Annotated in this window: 20 protein-coding genes and 1 riboswitch; of the genes, 19 read left to right on the top strand and 1 reads right to left on the bottom strand. The window is 50.1% G+C overall.

Annotated elements, in window-relative coordinates; genetic code table 11:
• Window positions 1-624 precede the first annotated feature (624 nt).
• The 17 genes from iscR to KDK13_RS08905 all read left to right on the top strand — a co-directional run bounded on the left by iscR (window position 625) and on the right by KDK13_RS08905 (window position 15,827).
• The gene (iscR, locus tag KDK13_RS08985) at window positions 625-1,095 is read left to right on the top strand and encodes a Fe-S cluster assembly transcriptional regulator IscR (RefSeq protein ID WP_257284640.1); all 471 of its coding nucleotides are present in this window, start codon (window positions 625-627) and stop codon (window positions 1,093-1,095) included.
• A 112-nt stretch (window positions 1,096-1,207) separates the two neighbouring features.
• Window positions 1,208-2,422 (top strand): IscS subfamily cysteine desulfurase, encoded by a 1,215-nt coding sequence (locus KDK13_RS08980; protein WP_257284639.1) that lies wholly within the window; start codon window positions 1,208-1,210, stop codon window positions 2,420-2,422.
• Window positions 2,423-2,468: 46 nt separating this feature from the next.
• Window positions 2,469-2,873: a Fe-S cluster assembly scaffold IscU gene (iscU, locus tag KDK13_RS08975; protein WP_257284638.1), complete on the top strand. Its 405-nt coding sequence runs from the start codon at window positions 2,469-2,471 to the stop codon at window positions 2,871-2,873.
• Window positions 2,874-2,973: 100 nt separating this feature from the next.
• Window positions 2,974-3,306 (top strand): iron-sulfur cluster assembly protein IscA, encoded by a 333-nt coding sequence (gene iscA, locus KDK13_RS08970; protein WP_257284636.1) that lies wholly within the window; start codon window positions 2,974-2,976, stop codon window positions 3,304-3,306.
• 177 nt (window positions 3,307-3,483) lie between these two features.
• On the top strand, window positions 3,484-4,026 hold the full coding sequence (gene hscB, locus KDK13_RS08965; protein ID WP_257284635.1) for a Fe-S protein assembly co-chaperone HscB: 543 nt from the start codon (window positions 3,484-3,486) through the stop codon (window positions 4,024-4,026).
• Window positions 4,027-4,058: 32 nt separating this feature from the next.
• Window positions 4,059-5,936 (top strand): Fe-S protein assembly chaperone HscA, encoded by a 1,878-nt coding sequence (gene hscA / locus KDK13_RS08960; RefSeq protein ID WP_257284634.1) that lies wholly within the window; start codon window positions 4,059-4,061, stop codon window positions 5,934-5,936.
• Window positions 5,937-5,938: 2 nt separating this feature from the next.
• On the top strand, window positions 5,939-6,277 hold the full coding sequence (fdx, locus tag KDK13_RS08955; RefSeq protein ID WP_257284633.1) for an ISC system 2Fe-2S type ferredoxin: 339 nt from the start codon (window positions 5,939-5,941) through the stop codon (window positions 6,275-6,277).
• 76 nt (window positions 6,278-6,353) lie between these two features.
• A complete protein-coding gene (iscX, locus tag KDK13_RS08950; protein ID WP_257284632.1) occupies window positions 6,354-6,557 on the top strand; it encodes a Fe-S cluster assembly protein IscX in 204 nt (67 codons plus the stop codon).
• A 267-nt stretch (window positions 6,558-6,824) separates the two neighbouring features.
• Window positions 6,825-7,256 carry a nucleoside-diphosphate kinase gene (ndk, locus tag KDK13_RS08945; RefSeq protein ID WP_257284631.1) on the top strand — a complete coding sequence of 144 codons (432 nt, stop codon included), beginning with the start codon at window positions 6,825-6,827 and terminating at the stop codon, window positions 7,254-7,256.
• 116 nt (window positions 7,257-7,372) lie between these two features.
• Window positions 7,373-8,536: a 23S rRNA (adenine(2503)-C(2))-methyltransferase RlmN gene (rlmN, locus tag KDK13_RS08940; RefSeq protein WP_257284630.1), complete on the top strand. Its 1,164-nt coding sequence runs from the start codon at window positions 7,373-7,375 to the stop codon at window positions 8,534-8,536.
• A gap of 131 nt (window positions 8,537-8,667) precedes the next feature.
• On the top strand, window positions 8,668-9,414 hold the full coding sequence (gene pilW, locus KDK13_RS08935) for a type IV pilus biogenesis/stability protein PilW (RefSeq protein WP_257284629.1): 747 nt from the start codon (window positions 8,668-8,670) through the stop codon (window positions 9,412-9,414).
• A complete protein-coding gene (locus KDK13_RS08930; protein ID WP_257284628.1) occupies window positions 9,407-10,396 on the top strand; it encodes a RodZ domain-containing protein in 990 nt (329 codons plus the stop codon). The genes pilW and KDK13_RS08930 overlap by 8 nt, the downstream gene beginning before the upstream one ends.
• Before the next feature lie 272 nt (window positions 10,397-10,668).
• Window positions 10,669-11,946 (top strand): histidine--tRNA ligase, encoded by a 1,278-nt coding sequence (gene hisS / locus KDK13_RS08925; protein WP_257284627.1) that lies wholly within the window; start codon window positions 10,669-10,671, stop codon window positions 11,944-11,946.
• A 77-nt stretch (window positions 11,947-12,023) separates the two neighbouring features.
• Entirely contained in the window at window positions 12,024-12,737 is a 714-nt protein-coding gene (locus KDK13_RS08920) for a tetratricopeptide repeat protein (RefSeq protein WP_257284626.1), read from the top strand.
• Between the two features lie 4 nt (window positions 12,738-12,741).
• On the top strand, window positions 12,742-13,908 hold the full coding sequence (gene bamB / locus KDK13_RS08915; RefSeq protein ID WP_257284625.1) for an outer membrane protein assembly factor BamB: 1,167 nt from the start codon (window positions 12,742-12,744) through the stop codon (window positions 13,906-13,908).
• A gap of 153 nt (window positions 13,909-14,061) precedes the next feature.
• Window positions 14,062-15,486 (top strand): ribosome biogenesis GTPase Der, encoded by a 1,425-nt coding sequence (gene der, locus KDK13_RS08910; protein ID WP_257284624.1) that lies wholly within the window; start codon window positions 14,062-14,064, stop codon window positions 15,484-15,486.
• Window positions 15,487-15,503: 17 nt separating this feature from the next.
• Window positions 15,504-15,827 (top strand): cupin domain-containing protein, encoded by a 324-nt coding sequence (locus KDK13_RS08905; RefSeq protein WP_257284623.1) that lies wholly within the window; start codon window positions 15,504-15,506, stop codon window positions 15,825-15,827.
• Here the strand turns inward: KDK13_RS08905 and xseA are convergent.
• On the bottom strand, window positions 15,817-17,190 hold the full coding sequence (xseA, locus tag KDK13_RS08900; RefSeq protein WP_257284622.1) for an exodeoxyribonuclease VII large subunit: 1,374 nt from the start codon (window positions 17,188-17,190) through the stop codon (window positions 15,817-15,819). The two genes, KDK13_RS08905 and xseA, sit on opposite strands and share 11 nt — an antisense overlap.
• Window positions 17,191-17,314: 124 nt before the next feature.
• On the opposite strand from xseA, the gene guaB reads away from it, so the two are divergent.
• Both guaB and guaA read left to right on the top strand, forming a co-directional pair.
• The gene (guaB, locus tag KDK13_RS08895; RefSeq protein ID WP_257284621.1) at window positions 17,315-18,784 is read left to right on the top strand and encodes an IMP dehydrogenase; all 1,470 of its coding nucleotides are present in this window, start codon (window positions 17,315-17,317) and stop codon (window positions 18,782-18,784) included.
• A gap of 127 nt (window positions 18,785-18,911) precedes the next feature.
• Window positions 18,912-20,489: a glutamine-hydrolyzing GMP synthase gene (gene guaA / locus KDK13_RS08890; RefSeq protein WP_257284620.1), complete on the top strand. Its 1,578-nt coding sequence runs from the start codon at window positions 18,912-18,914 to the stop codon at window positions 20,487-20,489.
• A gap of 144 nt (window positions 20,490-20,633) precedes the next feature.
• Window positions 20,634-20,804, top strand: a riboswitch (Lysine riboswitch).
• The last annotated feature ends 33 nt before the right edge of the window (window positions 20,805-20,837 follow it).

Below are 20,837 nucleotides of genomic sequence, written 5' to 3'. Positions count from 1 at the left end.
GAGCACCACCTTGACATGGTGGGGGTCGCTGGTTCAAGTCCAGTACCGACTACCAGATTCTTTGTTTGTGTCAGTGGATATTGATACAGCGTCTTTCAGGCAGAGTCGTAATGGATTCTGATTCTTCTTTTAGTGTCCTTTCTTATAAACGTATTGTTGATTGAATTATCGATGATGCCTGTTATTCAAATTTTGTTGCCGGGTTAATAGATTAGGTCTTTTCCGGTTTTCTGTTTTTATCACACTAGGATGTGAAACAATCTGTTTATGCCCAGAATCATGATAGTTTAAAAATCCTGAAGTCTATCCGTTAAGGTCATTGGTTTCTTGCTGGTACTTCCATAACTGCTTTTGAAAATTGGCGTCTGGTTCTATAAAATACCGAAAAATTTTATAACGCTGCTTTTTAACATCCTTTTTATCCCTCTTTTTATTTGACGATTCGCTTTTATCTGATCTCTAATAGTTGACTAAAATACTAAGGTATTTCATAATAGCTTGCACATACCCTGAATCTGTAAAGGTTCTGTTGCCGGGAAGGTCACGCTTAAGAGTTATGGGCTTAGAGTGACCATCAACTGATACAAAAGTACTAAACCTGCTTGAATATCAAGAGAGACATGTATGAGATTGACGACCAAAGGACGATATGCGGTGACTGCCATGCTGGATTTGGCACTTCATGCCGATCAGGGGCCAGTCTCTCTTGCAGATATATCGGATCGTCAGGGGATATCTCTCTCTTATCTGGAACAACTGTTTTCCAAACTCCGTCGTGGTGACCTGGTTTGCAGTGTGCGGGGGCCTGGGGGGGGGTATCGGCTCAGTCGTTGTACTGATGCTATTTATGTTGCCCAGGTGATCGATGCTGTAAATGAATCCGTAGACGCAACAAAGTGCAAGGGCGCAGGTGGTTGCCAGAAAGGTGCAACCTGCCTGACCCACCACTTGTGGCAGGATCTGAGTGAGCAGATTCATTCGTTTCTTGGAGGGATCAGCCTCGCTGATCTTGTTGCGCGCAGGGAAGTGCAGAATGTTGCTATTCGTCAGGATGAGCAGCAAGACAACAAAATTGCCGCTGATACCATCCTGTGAGGAATCTTTTTTAAAGTATTTTTTAAAAAAGGTGGAGGTATAGTGGCATGACGATTTTAACCCTTTGCGAATCAAGGGTATTAAGCGTACTGACCGCCTGGAGATGTACCCGATGAAATTACCTATTTATCTCGATTATTCCGCAACAACACCGGTTGACCCACGAGTGGCTGAGAAGATGATTCAGTGCCTCTCTCTTGAAGGTAATTTCGGTAACCCGGCTTCACGTTCCCATGTTTTCGGCTGGCGTGCTGAAGAGGTTGTTGAAGACGCCCGTCGTCAGGTTGCCGATCTTATCCATGCTGATCCAAGGGAGATTGTCTGGACATCCGGTGCCACCGAATCTGACAATCTGGCCATTAAAGGTGCTGCTCATTTTTACAGCAAAAAGGGCAAGCACATTATCACATCCCGTATTGAACATAAGGCTGTACTGGACACTTGTCGCCAGTTGGAACGGGAAGGGTTTGAAGTAACTTACCTGGATCCTGACAAAGATGGTCTGATCACACCTGAAATGGTGGAGAAATCCCTGCGTGATGACACCGTTCTGGTCACTTTAATGCACGTCAATAATGAAATTGGTGTGATCAATGATATTGAGGCGATTGGTAATCTGACCCGTTCACGAAAGATTGTTTTTCATGTGGATGCTGCGCAAAGCGCTGGCAAAATTCCATTGAATATGGAAACGATGAAGGTTGATCTGCTGTCCATTTCTGCCCATAAACTCTACGGACCTAAAGGTATTGGCGTCCTTTATGTTCGGCGCAAGCCCCGTATTCGCCTGGAAGCCCAGATGCACGGTGGCGGTCATGAGCGGGGTATGCGTTCCGGCACCCTGGCAACTCACCAGATCGTCGGGATGGGCGAGGCATGTCGTATTGCCGCTGCAGAGATGGACTCAGAAAGAGCGCGTCTGGATGTGCTGAAAGAGAGAGTGTTTTCCCAGCTGTCCGATCTGGAAGAGGTGCATGTTAATGGCTCTCTTGAGCAGAGAGTTCCGGGAATCCTGAACATCAGCTTTGCCTTTGTCGAGGGAGAGTCGCTGATGATGTCCCTGAAAGACCTTGCTATCTCCTCTGGCTCGGCATGTACATCTGCCAGCCTTGAACCCTCTTATGTGCTGAGGGCCCTGGGCTTAAGTGATGAACTTGCCCATAGCTCCCTGAGGATCAGTCTGGGTCGATTTACCACAGAGGCCGAAGTGGATCATGCTGTGGCAGAGATCAGAGAAGCAGTGGCAAAACTGAGAGAACTGTCACCGCTATGGGATATGTACAAAGATGGCGTTGACCTCAGTCAGGTTGAATGGGTCGCACACTGATTTGTTATGAAGTTTTGCCTCAAACAAGACTTCAGAGGAGAGAAAAATGGCATACAGCGAAAAGGTTATCGATCACTACGAGAATCCGCGCAACGTAGGTAAGCTTGACCAGGATTCTCAGAGTGTGGGTACTGGTATGGTCGGTGCACCAGCGTGCGGCGACGTAATGCGCCTTCAGATTCAGGTCAGTGATGAAGGTATCATTGAAGATGCGCGCTTCAAAACCTATGGGTGTGGCTCTGCTATTGCTTCCAGCTCGCTGGCAACAGAATGGATGAAGGGCAAGACCCTGGACGAAGCAGCTACCATCAAGAACACTGATATTGCAGAAGAGCTTGCACTGCCACCGGTAAAAATTCATTGTTCGGTTCTGGCTGAAGATGCTATCAAGGCGGCAATTGACGACTACCGGTCCAAGCAGAAGCACGATGATGCAGCTCCAGCTGCCTGATGTCGTTTTGTGTAGTGACGTGCAGAAGTTCTGTCGTTAGGTAGTGCAGGAATGTAGCCGGTGGAATCGGTTGGTTCCCCGGATGTGGATGGAGTATTAAATGGCAATTACCGTAACCGAAGCGGCTGCCCGTCATATCAGGGGGCAGCTTACCCGAAGAGGTAAAGGACTCGGCATCAGGCTGGGTGTACGTACTTCGGGATGCTCTGGTATGGCCTATGTCCTTGAGTTTGTGGATGTAGTTGATGAAGATGATCTGGTTTTTGAAGATCATGAAGTCAAAGTGTTTGTTGACCCGAAGAGTCTGGTTTACCTGGATGGTACAGAGCTGGACTTTGTAAAGGAAGGGCTCAATGAAGGTTTGCAATTTAACAATCCGAATGCTGCCAGTGAATGTGGTTGCGGTGAAAGTTTTAATGTTGATGCTGGCTGATGGCAGTTTTGAAGCTTTCCGGCTTCGTTGATACTGTTAAAGCGGTCGGCTGACACTTTTGAAATGCCTTCCGGCCCGGCTGGTTCACACTGGTCGGGCCTTTTTTTTAGCGGAACATTCTTTTTTGATGCTGAATGCTCCAGCGATACCATTTGTGACTTGGGAATTGATGACGTTGTGGTTGATTTAAGCAAAAACTATTTTGAGCTTTTTGAGCTGCCTGTTTCCTGTCAGGTTGACCAGCAACGTCTGTCCAGTCAATACCGGGCATTGCAAAGGGCTGTGCATCCTGACCGGTTTGCCGGGGATGGAGAGCGTCAGCAGCGCCTTTCTATCCAGTATGCTTCTCATGTTAATGAGGCCTTTGACACCCTGAAACAGCCGTTGCCCAGGGTGATCTATTTGCTGAAGCTGGCAGGCCGTGATGTTGATATGGAGTGCAACACCATCATGGATGCAGGATTTCTGATGGAGCAGATGGCGTTGCGTGAGGCCGTTGCGGATATCAAGTCCACTTCAAACCCTGAGCAGGAAGTAGAGCGACTGGCTGACCAGGTGGATGCTGATATTCATCGATATCTTCAGCAGTTTGAAGGGTTCTGGGTGTCTGGCACTGAGCAGGATCTTGATCAGGCAGAAACGCTTGTAAGAAAGATGCAGTTCATGGTAAAGCTGGCGACTGAACTGGAACAGCTGGAATCCGAGTTGTTGGACGATTAATCAGGAAGAGAACAGGTAGAGAAGAGGCAGATATGGCGTTACTGCAGATTTCCGAGCCGGGACAGGCTCCGGAACCTCATCAATACAAGCGTGCTGTCGGTATTGACCTGGGCACCACCAACTCCCTGGTCGCTTCTGTCCGGTCAGGTGTTGCCGGGACGCTTCCTGATATCGATGGAAATCATATCTTACCTTCTGTTGTTCATTATGGAGAACAGGGGGCTGTTGTCGGCAATGCTGCCAAAGACAGTGCGCTGGTTGACCCGGAAAATACCATTATCTCTGTCAAGCGGATGATGGGACGCGGACTCGAGGATGTTGATGCCCTTGGCGGTGTGTTGCCCTACCAGTTTGTTACCGACGCTTCTGGTAAAAGCAAAGGAATGCCGTTCATCAAAACCCGGCGTGGTGACTTCAGTCCGGTTGAAGTGTCGGCTGAGATACTTCGTGCCTTGGCTGGTCGTGCAGAAGAGACACTGGGTGGTGGTCTGGATGGTGCAGTGATTACTGTTCCGGCGTATTTTGATGATGCCCAGCGACAGGCAACCAAAGATGCCGCCAGGCTTGCAGGGTTGAAAGTGTATCGGCTGCTGAATGAGCCCACTGCGGCTGCCGTCGCCTATGGTCTTGATCAGGGGGGTGAAGGTGTTATCGCTGTCTACGATCTTGGTGGTGGCACATTTGATATTTCGATTTTGCGCCTGGCAAAAGGGGTATTTGAAGTCATGGCCACTGGTGGTGATACGGCCCTGGGTGGTGATGATTTTGACCGGATCGTGGCAAGCTGGCTGCTTCGTCAGGCGGGGGTTGAAGAGTCGTCAATTAACTCATTACAGCTTCGGGAAGCGATGGTTGAGGCTTGTCGGGTTAAGGAAGCGTTGACCGCCCGGTCTGAAGTGGAAGCCAGCTTTGGTGAGTGGCGTGGTAAACTTTCCCGTGAGCAGTTTAATGAGCTGGTAGACCCTTTGATTGATCGTACGATCCGTGCATTTAAGCGATCACTCCGGGATGCCGGGCTGAAAGTGAATGAGATTGATGAAGTGGTTATGGTGGGTGGCTCTACCCGCATGCCAAGGGTTCGGGAAAGGGTTGCGGGATTTTCCGGCAGGCAACCGTTGACATCGATTGATCCTGATAAGGTAGTGGCCGTCGGTGCAGCCCTTCAGGCCAATGTTCTGGCTGGCAATAAATCAGCAGAAGATATGCTGCTGCTGGATGTTATTCCGCTCTCCCTGGGGCTGGAAACCATGGGTGGTCTGATGGAAAAGGTGATTCATCGCAATACCACTATCCCTGTCAGTCGTGCCCAGGAGTTTACCACCTACAAGGATGGTCAGACGGCAATGGCTATTCATGTCTTTCAGGGGGAGCGTGAATTGATTCGCGATAACCGCTCCCTGGCCCGATTTGAGCTGCGTGGGATTCCGGCCATGCCAGCGGGCGGCGCTAAAATCCGTGTGACCTTTCAGGTGGATGCTGACGGCTTGCTCAGTGTTGCTGCCGAGGAGTTGTCGACCGGCGCCAAGAGCAGTATTCAGGTGAAGCCTTCTTATGGCCTCAGTGATTCTGAAATCTCCCGAATGCTGAAAGATTCGTTTGAGCATGCAGGCGATGATCGTGATGCAAGGGTGCTGCTTGAGCAGCAGGTTGAGGCGGATCGTGTTGTTGAGGCACTTGCTGTTGCACTGGGCAAGGATGGTCAAACACTGCTTAGTCAGGATGAATACCGTTCATTGCTGGCAGATCTTGAGTTACTGAAACAGTGTCGCGCAACCGGTGATGCCACCGCTATTGCCAGTGAAATTGAACGTATTGGTAAGTCCAGTGAAGAATTTGCTGCCCGTCGAATGAATCAAGGTATTCGTCAGGCGCTTGCTGGACAGAAGTTAGATGATTTGGAGAAGTTCTGATAATGACTCGTATCGTTTTCCTGCCTCACGATGAGTTGTGCCCGGAAGGTGCCGTTATCGAGGCAGAGCCCGGAGTTACGGTGTGTGACGCTGCATTGCAAAATGGCATTGAAATCGAGCATGCCTGTGAAAAGTCCTGTGCCTGTACAACCTGCCATGTCATTGTCAGGGAAGGCTTCGACAGCATGGATGAGCCGGATGAGCTCGAAGAAGACATGCTGGACAAGGCCTGGGGGCTTGAGCCGGAGTCGCGGCTGAGCTGTCAGGCTGTCGTGGGTGATGAGGAGCTGGTGGTAGAAATTCCCAAATACACGATTAACCAGGTTTCTGAACGTCGTTGATTCCGGTTTCTGGTCTGTTTGGGGTATTTGCCGGTTTGTCCTGAACAGGGCAGCTCAATGATCATGGAGTGGGGCAATGAGTTTACAGTGGGCAGATGTTTATGATATCGCTATTGAGCTTTATGAGGCTTACCCGGATGTGGATCCCAGGTTTGTCAATTTTGTTGACCTGAGAAGCTGGGTTCTGTCGCTGGACGACTTTGAGGATGATCCTGAGCGTTGTGGTGAAAAGGTGCTCGAGGCCATACAGATGGCTTGGATTGAGGAGTCTGAAGGCTGATCTCAACGGATTGAATGTGTTTTAATGGGATTGGTTTGAAATAAATCGGTATTTGGGGTGGGTAATAAAACCGGATGAGAGTCTTCAGTTGTTTTTGTTCCCTTGAAGCGTTAAGGACTGACACTATTGGCTCTTTTGTATACAATGCTGTCGGAACTCCTGCTATGGACAGCCAGTGCCAAGACATGGAAAGCTGAGAGAGTCGTACGTTTTTAATAAGTAATAACAATCCCGAAAGGGCACGAAAATGACAATCTGGAGATCGCAATGACGGTAGAGCGCACTTTATCCATTATAAAACCTGATGCTGTAGCCAAGAGTGTCATCGGTAAAATTCTTGCTCGCTTTGAGCAGGCCGGTTTAAATGTTGTAGCAACCAAAATGATCCATCTTTCTGACGAACAGGCTGGTGGTTTCTATGTTGAGCACAAAGAGCGTCCATTTTATCAGGACCTGGTTGCCTTTATGACTTCCGGGCCTGTGGTTGTCTCAGTCCTTGAAGGTGAGAATGCAATAGCCCTGAATCGTGAACTGATGGGGGCTACTAACCCGAAAGAGGCCGCAGAAGGCACTATCCGGGCTGATTTTGCAGAAACTATCGATGAAAATGCGGTTCATGGATCTGACTCGGCAGCATCTGCTGAACGTGAAGTGGCCTACTTCTTCGATGGTTCGGAGATTTGCCCCAGAACTCGTTAACTTAATCAGGCCGCTGACAAGTTCAGGTTTGCAGTGGTCTGACGGTGTTCGGGGTGAGCATGAGAAAATAAGCCATCAGGGGGAAATACCTCTGATGGCTTTGAGGTATTAATAAGATGTCAGAATTGATCGAGCCATCTATCGATCAGGCCAGTGAACTTTCTGGCGGGCTGTCCAGCCAAAAAGCAAAAGTCAATTTGCTGGGGCTTTCCCGAAAAAAAATGGAAGCCTTCTTTCTCACTATTGGCGAGAAAAAATTCCGTGCTGAGCAGGTTTTGAAGTGGATCCATCATCATCGGGTTGATAATTTCGATGATATGACGAACATCAGTAAATCGCTTCGTGAACGGCTTAAGGTCAATGCTGAAATTCGTGGTCCAGAGGTGGTCAGCAGCCATTTTTCCGAAGATGGCACCTGTAAGTGGGTTGTGCGGGTTGCCACTGGCAGCTGTGTTGAAACGGTTTTCATCCCGGAAAATGGGCGCGGGACACTGTGCGTCTCTTCCCAGGCAGGCTGTTCCCTGGATTGCAGTTTCTGTTCGACGGGCAAGCAGGGTTTTAACTCTGACCTGACGGTAGCTGAAATCATTGGGCAGGTGTGGGTTGCGGCCCGTCATTTTGGCAATGTGCCGGCCAAGATGGATCGATCCATTACCAATGTGGTCATGATGGGTATGGGCGAGCCATTGATGAACTTCGATAATGTCGTTGATGCCATGGACCTGATGATGGATGATCTTGGCTATGGTTTGTCAAAACGGCGGGTAACGTTGAGTACATCCGGTGTTGTTCCTGCGCTGAGAAAGTTAAGTGAAGTTTCCAATGTCTCACTGGCCGTGTCTCTTCATGCGCCCAATAACGAGCTGAGAAATCAGCTGGTTCCCATCAACCGGAAGTACCCGCTGGAACAGCTGCTGGATGCGATAAATCATTACATGAACAGTTTGACGGACAGTAAGCGGGTCGTTACGATCGAATATACGTTGCTTGCCGGTGTTAATGATCAACCTGAACAGGCTCAGCAATTGATTGCTTTGCTGCAAGATGTGCCCTGCAAGATAAACCTTATTCCTTTCAATCCATTTCCACACTCGGGATATGAAAGACCCAGCAATAATGCAGTGAGGCGTTTTCAGGAAAGTTTGCAGCTGGCCGGTTTTAACGCGACCGTAAGAAAGACAAGAGGTGACGATATAGACGCTGCCTGCGGCCAGTTAGTGGGCAATGTAATGGACAAGACCCGGCGCAGTGAACGCTACATAGCAGCAAGGCAGATATAGAGTGCTGCCCGGGATGCATCGGTCATCGGGCAGTTTGTTACCGGACTGGAACCTTGAAGGTGCTATTCTCGAAAGCGGCGTGTCAAATATATTTAACAATTGCAAATGTGGGGATAAGCATGGGAGTCAAAATGAAGCCCATAGCACTTCTGTTTTCTGTATCTCTGGCACTGACAGGCTGTGTCACCACAGACAGGCCTGTTAATGAGAACAGGGCAGTTGTGGACTATATGAATCTTGCCAAAGGCTATCTTCAGGAAGGCTACTCGGAAAGAGCGGTAAAGCCCCTGGAAAGAGCCCTTGAGATCGAACCGGACTCGGCCAGCGTCCATGGCATGCTGGGTATGGCTTATCAGCGTCAGGGAGAAGATCAGCTTGCCCAGAAGGCATTCAACAGGGCGCTGGCCATTGACCCTGATGCCTCTGACATACGCAATAATTTTGGCGCTTTCCTTTTCTCCAGAAACAGGCTTCAGGATGCTTATCGCCAGTTTGAGCTGGCTTCGGAGGATGTCGCTTATTCCCAGCGTAGCCGAACCTTTGAAAACATGGGTATTGTTGCTTTACGGATGGGGCAGTCTTCATTGGCAGTTGAGCACTTTACCCGGGCGCTTCGTCTGAACAGTAACTTGCCAAGAGCCAATCTGGAGCTTGCCGCTATCTACAAAGAACAAGGCAATCTCTATAAGGGGTGGCAGCACTACCAGACTTTTGATGAAGCAGCTGAGCAGAGTGCCCGCAGCTTGCTACTGGGTATTGAACTGGCAACGGCAAACCGGGATCAAAGTAAAGCGGCCGGTTATGCATTGCGGCTGGAAAGACTTTATCCTGGCTCTATGGAGCTGAAGCAGTATCGGAGTCGATTGGGTCATGAGTGAACAGGATACTCAGCGGGAAGAAACCATTCAGAAGTATGCTCCGGGCGCTTTACTGGCCCAGGCTCGCAACAGTCATGGGCTTTCTATCCCTGAAGTGGCTGAAAGTCTGAAGATTACGGAAAGTTATGTAAGTGCCATTGAGGAGAGTTCGTTTGACCTGTTGCCGCAGGCAGCATTTGTTCGTGGCTACATCCGGAATTATGCGAAACTGGTAGGGCTGAATGGTGAGGATCTGGTTAAGGATTTTGACCATTTCATTGGAATCGATGGGTTGGAATCACCGCGTTTGCAGGGTTCCAGGAAATTGAAGCCCTTGCGAGCCCACAGTGCACCCTCCCCGGTATATGCGCTTGCGTTATTGTTGCTTGTTTCTTTGGGAGGCTTTGGCTATTTCCTCTGGAATAACTGGCTGGGCATCAAACCGGTGGTCGAGGTGGCCATTGTCGAAGGAGCCTCTGAAGAAATGCCTGATCCTCTGGTAACTACTGATAGTGGTGTTTCTGTTCCCTCTGCTGAGGCTATCAGTGACAGCCTGAAGGAAGGTGATATTCCAACCCATGACAACTCTTATTCAAAAGAGATTTCAAAAGAGATTGCAAAAGAAGAATACAGCCAGAAAAAAGATGAACCTGATCTTAAAGAGGTTAATGCAGAGTTTCCCCCAATAGCCCTGGACAGTTCTGAAGTTTTTGAAGCGACGGCTGGGCCAAATAAGCCGGTTGTTGATCTTGCCAAGCCTCTTGTTATTGATTTCTCAGAAGATTGCTGGATTGAAATAAAGGATGCCAGCGGTGAAGTGCTGATTTCAGCCATACAGAAAGCCGGGTCCTCCATTAATCTCGATGTTTTTCCTCCATTGAATCTCCGTTTCGGCAATACGCGCGGTGTGGAGAGTATTCTGCTCGACGGCAAGCCAGTCAACAAACCCAGCTCGAGTACTCGAGTGGCCAGTATTTTGTTGACAGGCAATGGTCAGGGGTAAATCAATAATTCCTTAAATGCTTTCTTTTTGGTGAATAAGTAGCAGTGAGCGCTCTCTGATAACAGGGTTGTGGGATTGTCACACAAAGGCGTTAACGGTTATAGTTGCTTGCTTTTGTCGTGAAAAATATTTTGCTCAACCATTTTTCATACCAGAGGGGTGGCGCAAAATATTTTCACGCGCCATGTGCATTTGATTGCGAACCGCCATATCTCCTGTTCCAGACGAGCCGGGCGATGTTGTGTGGGTTTTTAGCTAGAGGACATTTGAACTTGGGCAAGCAGCTTCAAGCCATTCGTGGGATGAATGATATTCTTCCCGAACAGACACCTGTCTGGCAGTATCTTGAGCAGCAGGTACGTTCTGTCCTGAGCACATATGGTTATCAGGAAATCCGGGTGCCGGTTGTTGAAAGCTCTGCCCTGTTCAGTCGTGGCATCGGCTCGGGTACGGATATTGTTGAGAAAGAGATGTACACCTTTGAAGATCGTAATGGTGACAAGCTTTCCCTTCGTCCTGAGGCTACGGCCGGGGTTGTTCGCGCGGGTATTGAGCAGGGCCTTTTTTACAACCAGATTCAACGGTTGTGGACTTCTGGCCCGATGTTTCGTTATGAGCGTCCTCAGAAAGGTCGTTACCGTCAGTTTCACCAGATCAGTGTTGAAGCTTATGGCATGACCGGTCCGGATATTGATGCGGAAATGATCATGATGACTGCGCGTTTCTGGAAAAAGCTTGGCTTGTCCGAGCATGTCACGCTGGAGCTGAATACCCTCGGCACTCTCGAAGCCCGTATCCGCTACCGTGAAGCCCTGGTGGCTTATCTCAAGGATTATGAAGCAGAGCTGGATGCAGACAGCCGCCGTCGTCTGACCATCAATCCACTGAGAATACTGGACAGTAAAGATCATGACACGCAGAAAATCGTTGCCGGTGCCCCCGAGCTGTTCGACTATCTGGATGAAGAGTCACAGGAACATTTTGCCCAGTTAAAGCAGATTCTGGATGAGGCGGGTGTGGCTTATCGTGTTAATCCCAGACTGGTGCGCGGCCTTGATTATTATGGCAGAACCGTTTTTGAATGGGTGACAGAAAGCCTGGGGGCCCAGGGTACCGTGTGCGCTGGCGGTCGTTATGATGCCCTGGTTGAAATGTTAGGTGGTAAGCCGACCCCTGCCGTAGGCTTTGCCATGGGTATTGAACGTCTGGTATTGATGCTGGAAACCCTTCGGTTACTGCCGGAAACGGTCTCCAACCGGGTGGATGTAGCGGTTGTTGCGGTTGGTGACGGTGTTGGCCACAGAGTCCTTCCTGTCGTGGAAAGACTGCGTGATGCGTTACCAGAGCTGAAGGTGCTGATGAATTGCGGTGGTGGTAGTTTTAAAGCGCAAATGAAGCGTGCAGATCGCAGTAGTGCTGCCTATGCTCTTATTCTGGGTGAAGATGAGTTGGGTGCAGGAATGGTTACTGTGAAGCCCTTGAGGACTGATGAAGCCCAGCAGAAGCTATCAATCGCCGATGTGGCCGGATATTTGCGGAAAGTACTATAGAATACCGCTGTTCAGTAAACTGCTCATTGATGCGTTCGTACTGTTAACGGTTTCAGGAAAGAAGTCAGGAGTAAAGGGTGAGTTACCAATCTGATGAAGAGCAGGTCCAACTGCTCAAGAATCTATGGAAAGACTATGGTCAGCCGGTTGTGCTGGGTGTTGCCATTACACTGGCAGCGGTTTCCGGTTACCAGTACTGGCAGAAGACCCAGGCGCAGGAAGTCGCTGAAGCTTCATCACTTTATCAGAACTTGCTGGATACTATTGCCAATGGCTCGTCCCTGGAGCAACAGGCTCAGTTTTCAGCGCCTCTGACTGAGGAGCAAAAAGCAACGGTAAGCCATGTTGTTGCTTCATTACAAAATGATCATGGCAGTAGTCAGTATGCTGCGTTTGCAACGCTTTTTCTGGCTCAACAGCAGGTACAGGATAACCAGTTGAGTGCTGCCAGGGCTTCCCTGGAGTGGGTTCTGGCTCAGAAGCCTGCATCTGAAGTCCAGACAATGGCCAGTGTTCGGTTGTCAAGGGTGTTGATAAGTGAGTCTTCCGATAATGGTCAACAGGCTCTTGATATTCTCACCAGACTGAATGTCGGCAAGTCCTATGAGGCAACCGTTGAGTCAGCAAAAGGCGATGCTTACCTTGCTCTTGGTGATCGCCAGCAGGCTGAGATGGCCTACCAGAAAGCAGTCGATGCAGCGCAGGAGAGTGGCCTGAATCGCCCATTGCTGCAACTCAAGCTGGACAATCTGGCAGCAATGCCACCTCAGATGGCGACTCAGGAGGGATAACAAAATGGAGAGGTTATTCAGAGGCTCTTTGATCCTTCTGCTGATGCTGGGACTCTCTGCATGCAGTCTTTTTTCATCGGATGAAGAGGAGGTAAGAACTGCCAAGCCTCTCCAGAAGATTGCTGAGGAAAAGGTCAAGCTGGTTGAAGTGTGGTCCAGAGGTGTTGGCAAAGGGGTTGGTAAGCGGTTCGAAAGCCTGAAGCCGGCGCTGGATGGTGACAAAGTCTTTGTTTCTGGTGCAGAAGGCACGGTTTTCGCGCTGGAGCGTGATACCGGAAAGGAAGTCTGGAAGACAAAACTCAATACCCGTGTTGGTGGCGGTGTCAGTGCTGCGGCGGGCATGGTGCTTCTGGGGACGCTGGATGGTGAAGTGATTGCCCTGAACCAGGACAATGGCAATGAGCTCTGGAGAGAGCGAGTCAGCAGCGAGATTCTCAGTGCGCCGGTAACCGATGGTTTTTACGTCGCCGTTCAGAGTATTGATGACCGGCTGACCGTGCTCGACGCCGAGAGCGGGCAGTATCTCTGGCGTCAGGAAGCGCTTCAGCCGGCACTGACGTTAAGGGGTTCAGCTTCACCACTGATATTCAGTGAAGCGGTGTTTGCAGGGTTTGCCAGTGGCGAAGCAAAAGCCTTCCGTCTGAAAAATGGCGCACCGCTCTGGAGTTCCCGGGTTGCTGCACCCAAGGGCAGTACTGAACTCGAACGGATGGTTGATATCAAGGGTGCCCCGCTGGTCGTTGGAGACATCATTTTCTTTGGCAGCTTCCAGGGTAATGTTGCTGCACTGGATCTTTACAGTGGACGGGTCCGCTGGGCAAAAGAGCTGTCCAGCTATGAATCCATGACAGAAGGTTTTGGCTCTATCTATCTGACCAGTGAAGAGAGTTATGTCAGTTCCATAGATCAGAGAACCGGTGCCTCTAACTGGCGACAGGAAGATTTTCAATTCCGTCAACTGTCAGCGCCTGCGGCGTTCAGCAGCTATGTAGTGGTTGGCGACGGTGAGGGTTATGTTCACCTGTTGTCACAGGTTGATGGTAGCCAGGCTGGGCGTTTCAAGGCAGACTCTTCGGCAATTAAAGCTCAGCCCCTGGTGGATGGTGAGTTGATCCTGGTATTGTCGGCTGATGGAGAGCTGGTTGCCTTGAAGGAAAAAGCTTCCGATTAGGCAGACGCAATCTGTAGATCTTTAAGCATGTTGTCGGGCCGAACCTTGAAAGGGTTCGGCCCGTTTTTAGTTTCGGTCTCACGACCGATGCACCGGGAATGTCCTGTTCTGAATGATTTTTCCGCTGCGCACTTTGTAATTTTGGTAAATCTTATGGTTCCTGTAATTGCCCTGGTGGGCCGGCCAAATGTTGGCAAGTCCACCCTTTTTAACCGTCTGACCCGTTCCCGGGATGCTTTGGTAGCCAATGTGGCCGGGTTAACCCGTGACCGGAAATACGGTGAGGGCAAGATTGGTTCGCACCCCTATATTGTTGTCGATACCGGCGGCATTTCCGGTGATGAAGCTGGGATTGACTCTGCCATGGCAGAACAGTCCCTGGCAGCCATCAATGAGGCGGATGTTGTTCTGTTTCTGGTGGATGCCAGGGCCGGATTGACCGCTGCTGATGAAATGATTGCTCTGCACCTTCGCAAGCAGGGAAAAAAGTATCACCTTGTGCTTAATAAAGTGGACAGGGTTGATGCGGAGCAGGCCGAGACGGATTTTGCTTCCCTGGGAATTGGTGATGCCTATCATATTGCCGCCGTGCATGGGCGGGGCGTCAGCAACATGATCAATGACGTGCTGCTGGAGTGTACTGACGGTGAGGCTGAAGAGTCTGAGGAGCTGTCAACCAGGCCAAGAGGTATCAAGATTGGTATCGTTGGTCGTCCCAATGTGGGTAAATCTACCCTGGTTAATCGCTTGTTAGGCGAAGAGCGTGTTGTTGTTTACGATCAGGCGGGAACGACCCGTGACAGCGTTTACATTCCCTATGAGCGTTTTGGTCAGGACTATACGCTGATTGATACGGCCGGTGTCCGCAGACGGGGAAAGGTCTCCGAATCCATTGAAAAGTTTTCGGTCATCAAGACGCTTCAGGCGATTGAGGATGCCAATGTGGTGGTTCTGGTTCTGGATGCCCGTGAAGGTATTGTGGAGCAGGACCTGCATCTGCTGGGCTTTGTGCTGGACGCGGGTCGTGCTGTGGTCATTGCACTGAATAAGTGGGATGGCATGCAGGAAGACCATAAAACGCAGGTAAAGGCCGAGCTGAAGCGTCGGCTTGGGTTTATTAACTATGCCCGAATTCATATGATTTCCGCAAAACACGGGACCGGTGTTGGCAATCTTTATGACTCTATTGAAGAGGCTTATGAAGCAGCGACCAATAAGCTGTCGACCAACCGTCTGACGCGCATTCTGGAGGATGCCGTTAAGGAGCACCAGCCTCCCATGGTCAATAATCGCCGTATTAAGTTGCGTTACTGTCATGCCGGTGCCATGAATCCGCCAACGATTATCATTCATGGCAACCAGACTGAGCGGGTGCCAGCAGCTTATCGACGTTATCTGGAAAATACTTTCCGTAAAGTGCTGAAGATTATGGGGACGCCTATTCGAATTGAGTTTCGCTCAGGTGATAACCCTTATGCGGAAGCCCGGGAGCTTGACCAGAGGCAGGTTCACCGCAAGCGCAGAGTTGAAAAGTCTGCACAGATTGCCCGGGAAAAGCGTAAGACGAAACGTTCCTGAGTGACCGGAAGAAGTCAATGAAAAACAATCTGTTCAAGCATATACCTGATGAGCTACCTGAAGAGTTGTTTGAGACTCTGCAGGCATCCGGTGATGTTAAGATAGAGCGGATTGTTTCCCGTGGTCATATCACACCAACAGGGGAGTGGTACGATCAGGCCTGGGATGAGTGGGTGGTCCTGTTAAGTGGTTCAGCTGTGCTGGAGTTTGCAGGGGAGCGAACCCCCGTCACCCTTTATCCCGGTGATTATATTATGCTGCCATCCCAATGCAGGCATCGGGTCGCCCGGACTGAACCCGATGTTGATACCATCTGGTTAGCCGTTCATTTTAATTTGTGATTTTTTCTACTTTGCAGATCGCCTCGCCCCTGGAGAATCGAGTGGTCACCAGGTCGCCTTCGCGCAGCTGCTGGCTGCTTCGGATGATGGCATCTCCAGTCATTGCTATGGCATAGCCCCTTGAAAGGGTTGCCAGAGGACTCACCGCGTTCAATTCTCCCGAAACTTTCTCCAGCTTCAGTTGGCGTCTTTCCAGGCTGTTCGAAATGAGCTGAATCAGTTTTTGCCCCATATGTTCATTACGGCTTTTCAGCAGTTCCAATTTACGTTGGGGGTTTTGCTGATGTGCCCGGTCTTTGATCCGTCCCAAGCTTGATTGAACGCGCTCCAGTTTCAGGGTAATGGCCTGTTTTAAGCGGATTTCCAGATCATCCAGCCGCTGGCTGTTTTCTCTCAGGCGCTCTCCGGGGTGTCTTAACCGTTTTTGCAGGCTATCAAGCTCTCTATTGCTTAACTGGAGCTTATGGCGTGTCAGTGTAGTGAGCTTTCTGGTGATCAGGTGAAGCTGATTTAATAAGGCTTGACGATCCGGGCTGAGGATTTCCGCCGCTGCGGATGGGGTTGCGGCCCGGTGATCAGCAACAAAGTCAGCAATGGTGAAGTCGATTTCATGACCAACGGCGCTGACAATGGGAATAGGGCAGTCTGCTATCGCCCTGGCCACCAACTCTTCATTAAATGGCCACAAATCCTCCAGTGAACCGCCTCCGCGTCCCATAATCAGGACATCAAACTGGCTGGCACTTTCTGCAAGTTTTAATGCACTGACCAGTTCATGTTTTGCCTGCTCCCCTTGTACCGAACTGGGAATAATAGTGACCGGTATGGCAGGAAAGCGTCTTTTCAGTACCGTTAGAATATCCCGGATGGCGGCGCCGGTGGGTGAGGTGATCACCCCGATATGCTTTGGATGGGCGGGCAGGGGTTGTTTGCGAGTGATGTCGAACAGGCCCTCAGCGGCCAGTTTCGCCTTGAGAACCTCAAAGGCTTTCTGGAGGTCGCCGGTGCCGGCGTTATCCATGTGTTCGACAATCAGTTGATAGTCGCCTCTCCCTTCATACAGGCTCACTCGCCCCCTGACCACGAGCAACATGCCTTCAGTAGGGACAAACTTCAGTACCTGGTTACGATTGCGGAACATGGCGCAGCGGATCTGGGACTGTTTGTCTTTCAGGGTGAAATACCAATGCCCGGAGCTGGGACGGGCCAGTCCGGATATTTCACCCTCAACACGCACATTATTGAAATTCATCTCCAGCAGTCGCCTGGCTTTACCATTTAATTCCGTTACAGAAAGGGCTTTTGCCGGAGCTTCAGCATTGTGAGCAGGTGTGTCGGTGAAGTTGTCAGTAAAGCGGTGCATGGATCAAACCTGGCAGCGGATTATCGGTTTTTTGATATTCTGCCTGAATAAGTGGTTTAGCTGAAGTTGAAATATAGGGTATACTTGTCCGAATTTTTTTCCCATAAACTCTTGGTAACAGGCAATGCTGAGAATTGCACAAGATGCACTCACTTTCGACGATGTCCTCCTCCTGCCCGGCTATTCCGAAGTCCTACCCAAAGATGTGTCCCTGAAAACGAAACTGACCCGTGGTATCGAGCTGAATATTCCGCTGATATCTGCAGCGATGGATACCGTTACCGAAGCCTCTCTGGCCATTGCCATGGCTCAGGAAGGCGGTATCGGAATTATTCACAAGAATATGACGCCCGAGCAGCAGGCTGCTGAAGTTCGCAAGGTTAAGAAGCATGAAAGTGGCGTGGTCAAAGACCCGATTACCATTGATGCCAGTGCCACCGTCAGGGATCTTCTGGAGTTGACCTCCAGACATAATATCTCCGGTGTCCCCGTGCTTTCTGGCAGCGATCTGGTGGGTATTGTTACCAGTCGTGATGTCCGGTTTGTCTCCAATCTGGATAAAGCCGTTTCCGAGATCATGACCCAAAAAGACCGTCTGGTAACGGTTAATGAAGGCACTGATCCGGAAACCGTTCGCAAGCTGCTGCACAAGCATCGTATTGAAAAGGTGCTGGTGGTTGATGATCAGTTCAATCTCACCGGTATGATGACCGTTAAGGACATTAAAAAGGCCCAGCGGTATCCGAATGCGTCGAAAGACAGTCAGGGACAGTTACGTGTGGGTGCAGCGGTCGGTACGGGTGCTGAAACGCCTGAACGTGTGACTGCCCTGGTGGCTGCCGGTGTTGATGTTATTATCGTGGATACCGCCCATGGCCATTCCCGTGGCGTGATTGAGCGAGTGAAGTGGGTGAAGGAAAACTACCCGCAGGTCCAGGTGATCGGTGGTAATATTGCCACAGCTGAGGCTGGCAAGGCGCTGGTTGAAGCGGGCGCTGATGCGGTTAAAGTGGGTATCGGTCCAGGCTCTATCTGTACTACCCGTATTGTTACCGGTATTGGTGTGCCTCAGATCAGTGCGGTTGCCAATGTGGTTGAAGCGCTGAAAGATACCGGCGTCCCTGTTATTGCCGATGGCGGTATCCGCTTTTCCGGTGACCTGGCAAAAGCGATTGTTGCCGGTGCCAGCACTGTCATGCTGGGCAGTATGCTGGCCGGTACCGAAGAGGCTCCTGGTGAAGTGGAACTCTACCAGGGGCGTAGCTATAAAGCTTACCGTGGTATGGGCTCTCTCGGGGCAATGTCCCAGGTTTCCGGTTCCAGTGACCGTTATTTCCAGAGTGCGGAAGAAGGCGCTGAAAAGCTGGTTCCTGAAGGTATTGAGGGTCGTGTACCTTACAAGGGGCCTCTGCATGCCATTATTCATCAGATGGTGGGTGGCTTGCGTGCAGCAATGGGTTATACCGGCTCTCCTGATATGGAGACCATGCGTACCCAGCCACAGTTTGTCCGTGTGACTAATGCCGGTATGGCCGAGTCTCACGTCCACGATGTGACGATCACCAAAGAAGCACCCAATTATCGTGTTGGTTAAGCTTCCCCCTCGTTGTTAATGTTGAAACTTACAGCCGGGCAGAAATCAAACAGCTTCTGGTCGGCTGCTTACTTTCAGTCAGGTTAAGTCTACCTGCCTTGCTGATTAAAGGACTTAGAGATTAGTCATGTCCCAGGATATCCATTCAGATCGAATTCTGATTCTTGATTTTGGTTCCCAGTATACTCAGCTTATCGCCCGAAGAATTCGTGAGATTGGCGTTTATTGTGAACTTCATCCATACGATATGGATGATGCTGATATTCGGGAGTTCAACCCGAAAGCGATCATTTTGTCCGGTGGTCCTGAATCCGTTACCGGTGATAACTCTCCACGAGCCGCTGACATTGTTTTTGAACTTGGCGTTCCTGTTCTGGGTATCTGTTATGGCATGCAGACCATGGCAGAGCAGATGGGTGGCAAGGTCAGTACCTCTGAGCTTCGTGAGTTTGGCTATGCGCAGGTTCAGCTGGAAGAGAAAGTTCGCCTTTTTGATGGCATCGAAGACCATGTCTGTGAAGGTGGCCATCTTACCCTGGATGTCTGGATGAGCCATGGGGATAAAGTGACGGCCATTCCTGATGGCTTTGTGGTTGCTGCTTCCACCGGTTCCTGCCCGATTGCTGCCATGGCTTGCGAAGCAAAGCAGTATTACGGCGTCCAATTCCACCCTGAAGTGACCCATACCACCCAGGGCTTACGAATTCTTGAGCGTTTTGTGGTTGATATTGCCCGGTGCCAGAAACTGTGGACGCCAGGCAAGATCATCGATGACGCCATTGCCCGTATTCGTGAACAGGTGGGCGACCAGAAGGTGTTGCTGGGATTGTCTGGTGGTGTTGACTCCAGTGTGGTAGCGGCTTTGCTTCATAAGGCAATCGGTGATCAGCTGGTTTGTGTCTTTGTCGATAATGGTCTGCTTCGTCTTCACGAGGGAGACCAGGTTATGGCCATGTTTGCAGAAAATATGGGGGTTCGGGTTATTCGTGCAGATTCTGCAGATCTGTTCCTGAGTCGTCTGAAAGGGGTTCAGGACCCTGAAGAAAAGCGCAAGATTATTGGCAATACCTTTATCGAAGTGTTTGATGAGCATGCCGGAGCGCTGGATAACATTGCTTATCTGGCCCAGGGAACCATCTATCCGGATGTTATTGAATCTGCCGGCTCAAAAACCGGTAAAGCCCATGTCATCAAGTCCCATCATAATGTGGGTGGGCTGCCGGAAGACATGAAGATGGAGCTGGTTGAGCCTCTTCGTGAGCTGTTCAAGGATGAGGTTCGTACCATTGGTCTTGAACTGGGCCTGCCTTATGACATGGTCTACCGTCATCCATTCCCGGGACCGGGACTTGGCGTTCGTATCCTCGGTGAAGTTAAGAAGGAATATGCGGATATTCTCCGCCAGGCGGATGCTATTTTTATTGAGGAGCTGCGCAAGGCAGACTGGTATCAAAAAACCAGTCAGGCTTTTGCTGTATTCCTGCCGGTGAAATCCGTTGGCGTGGTTGGAGATGGTCGTCGATATGAGTATGTCATTGCCCTGAGAGCGGTGGAAACCATTGACTTTATGACCGCTCGATGGGCGTACCTGCCTTATGATCTGCTGGAAAAAGTCTCTAATCGGATCATCAATGAAATTGAGCATGTTTCGCGGGTGACCTATGATGTATCCAGTAAGCCTCCGGCTACGATTGAGTGGGAGTGATACAGTTATTACTAAATGTAATGTCTGATTCCCACGCTTATATTTGCTTTGGGTATTTATATCGGGAGCAATGGTGCATAATGCGCCCATTCAGGAGTAATGTAGTGATTATTTTCTTGCTACGTTCCTGCCTGTGATCCTCTTTCCCTAGTTAGAGGCGCGCTATTTATCAGTAAATCGGAATAGGTTGACGACCGTGGTCCGGTTGAAAGGAAATGACGCCGAAGTGAGTCTGGTGGTCAACCAGCCTCACTGGTAGTGCATCGAACAGGTGTACTATTGTCACAGTTTTTACTGTGGAGAGCTAACGGGTACCAGAGAGCGCTGATAAGGTTTCCTTACAGGTGC

It is taken from the genome of Endozoicomonas sp. SESOKO1, assembly GCF_024606265.1.
Taxonomy (GTDB): Bacteria; Pseudomonadota; Gammaproteobacteria; order Pseudomonadales; family Endozoicomonadaceae; genus Endozoicomonas.
This window is presented reverse-complemented; position numbering and strand designations above follow the sequence as displayed.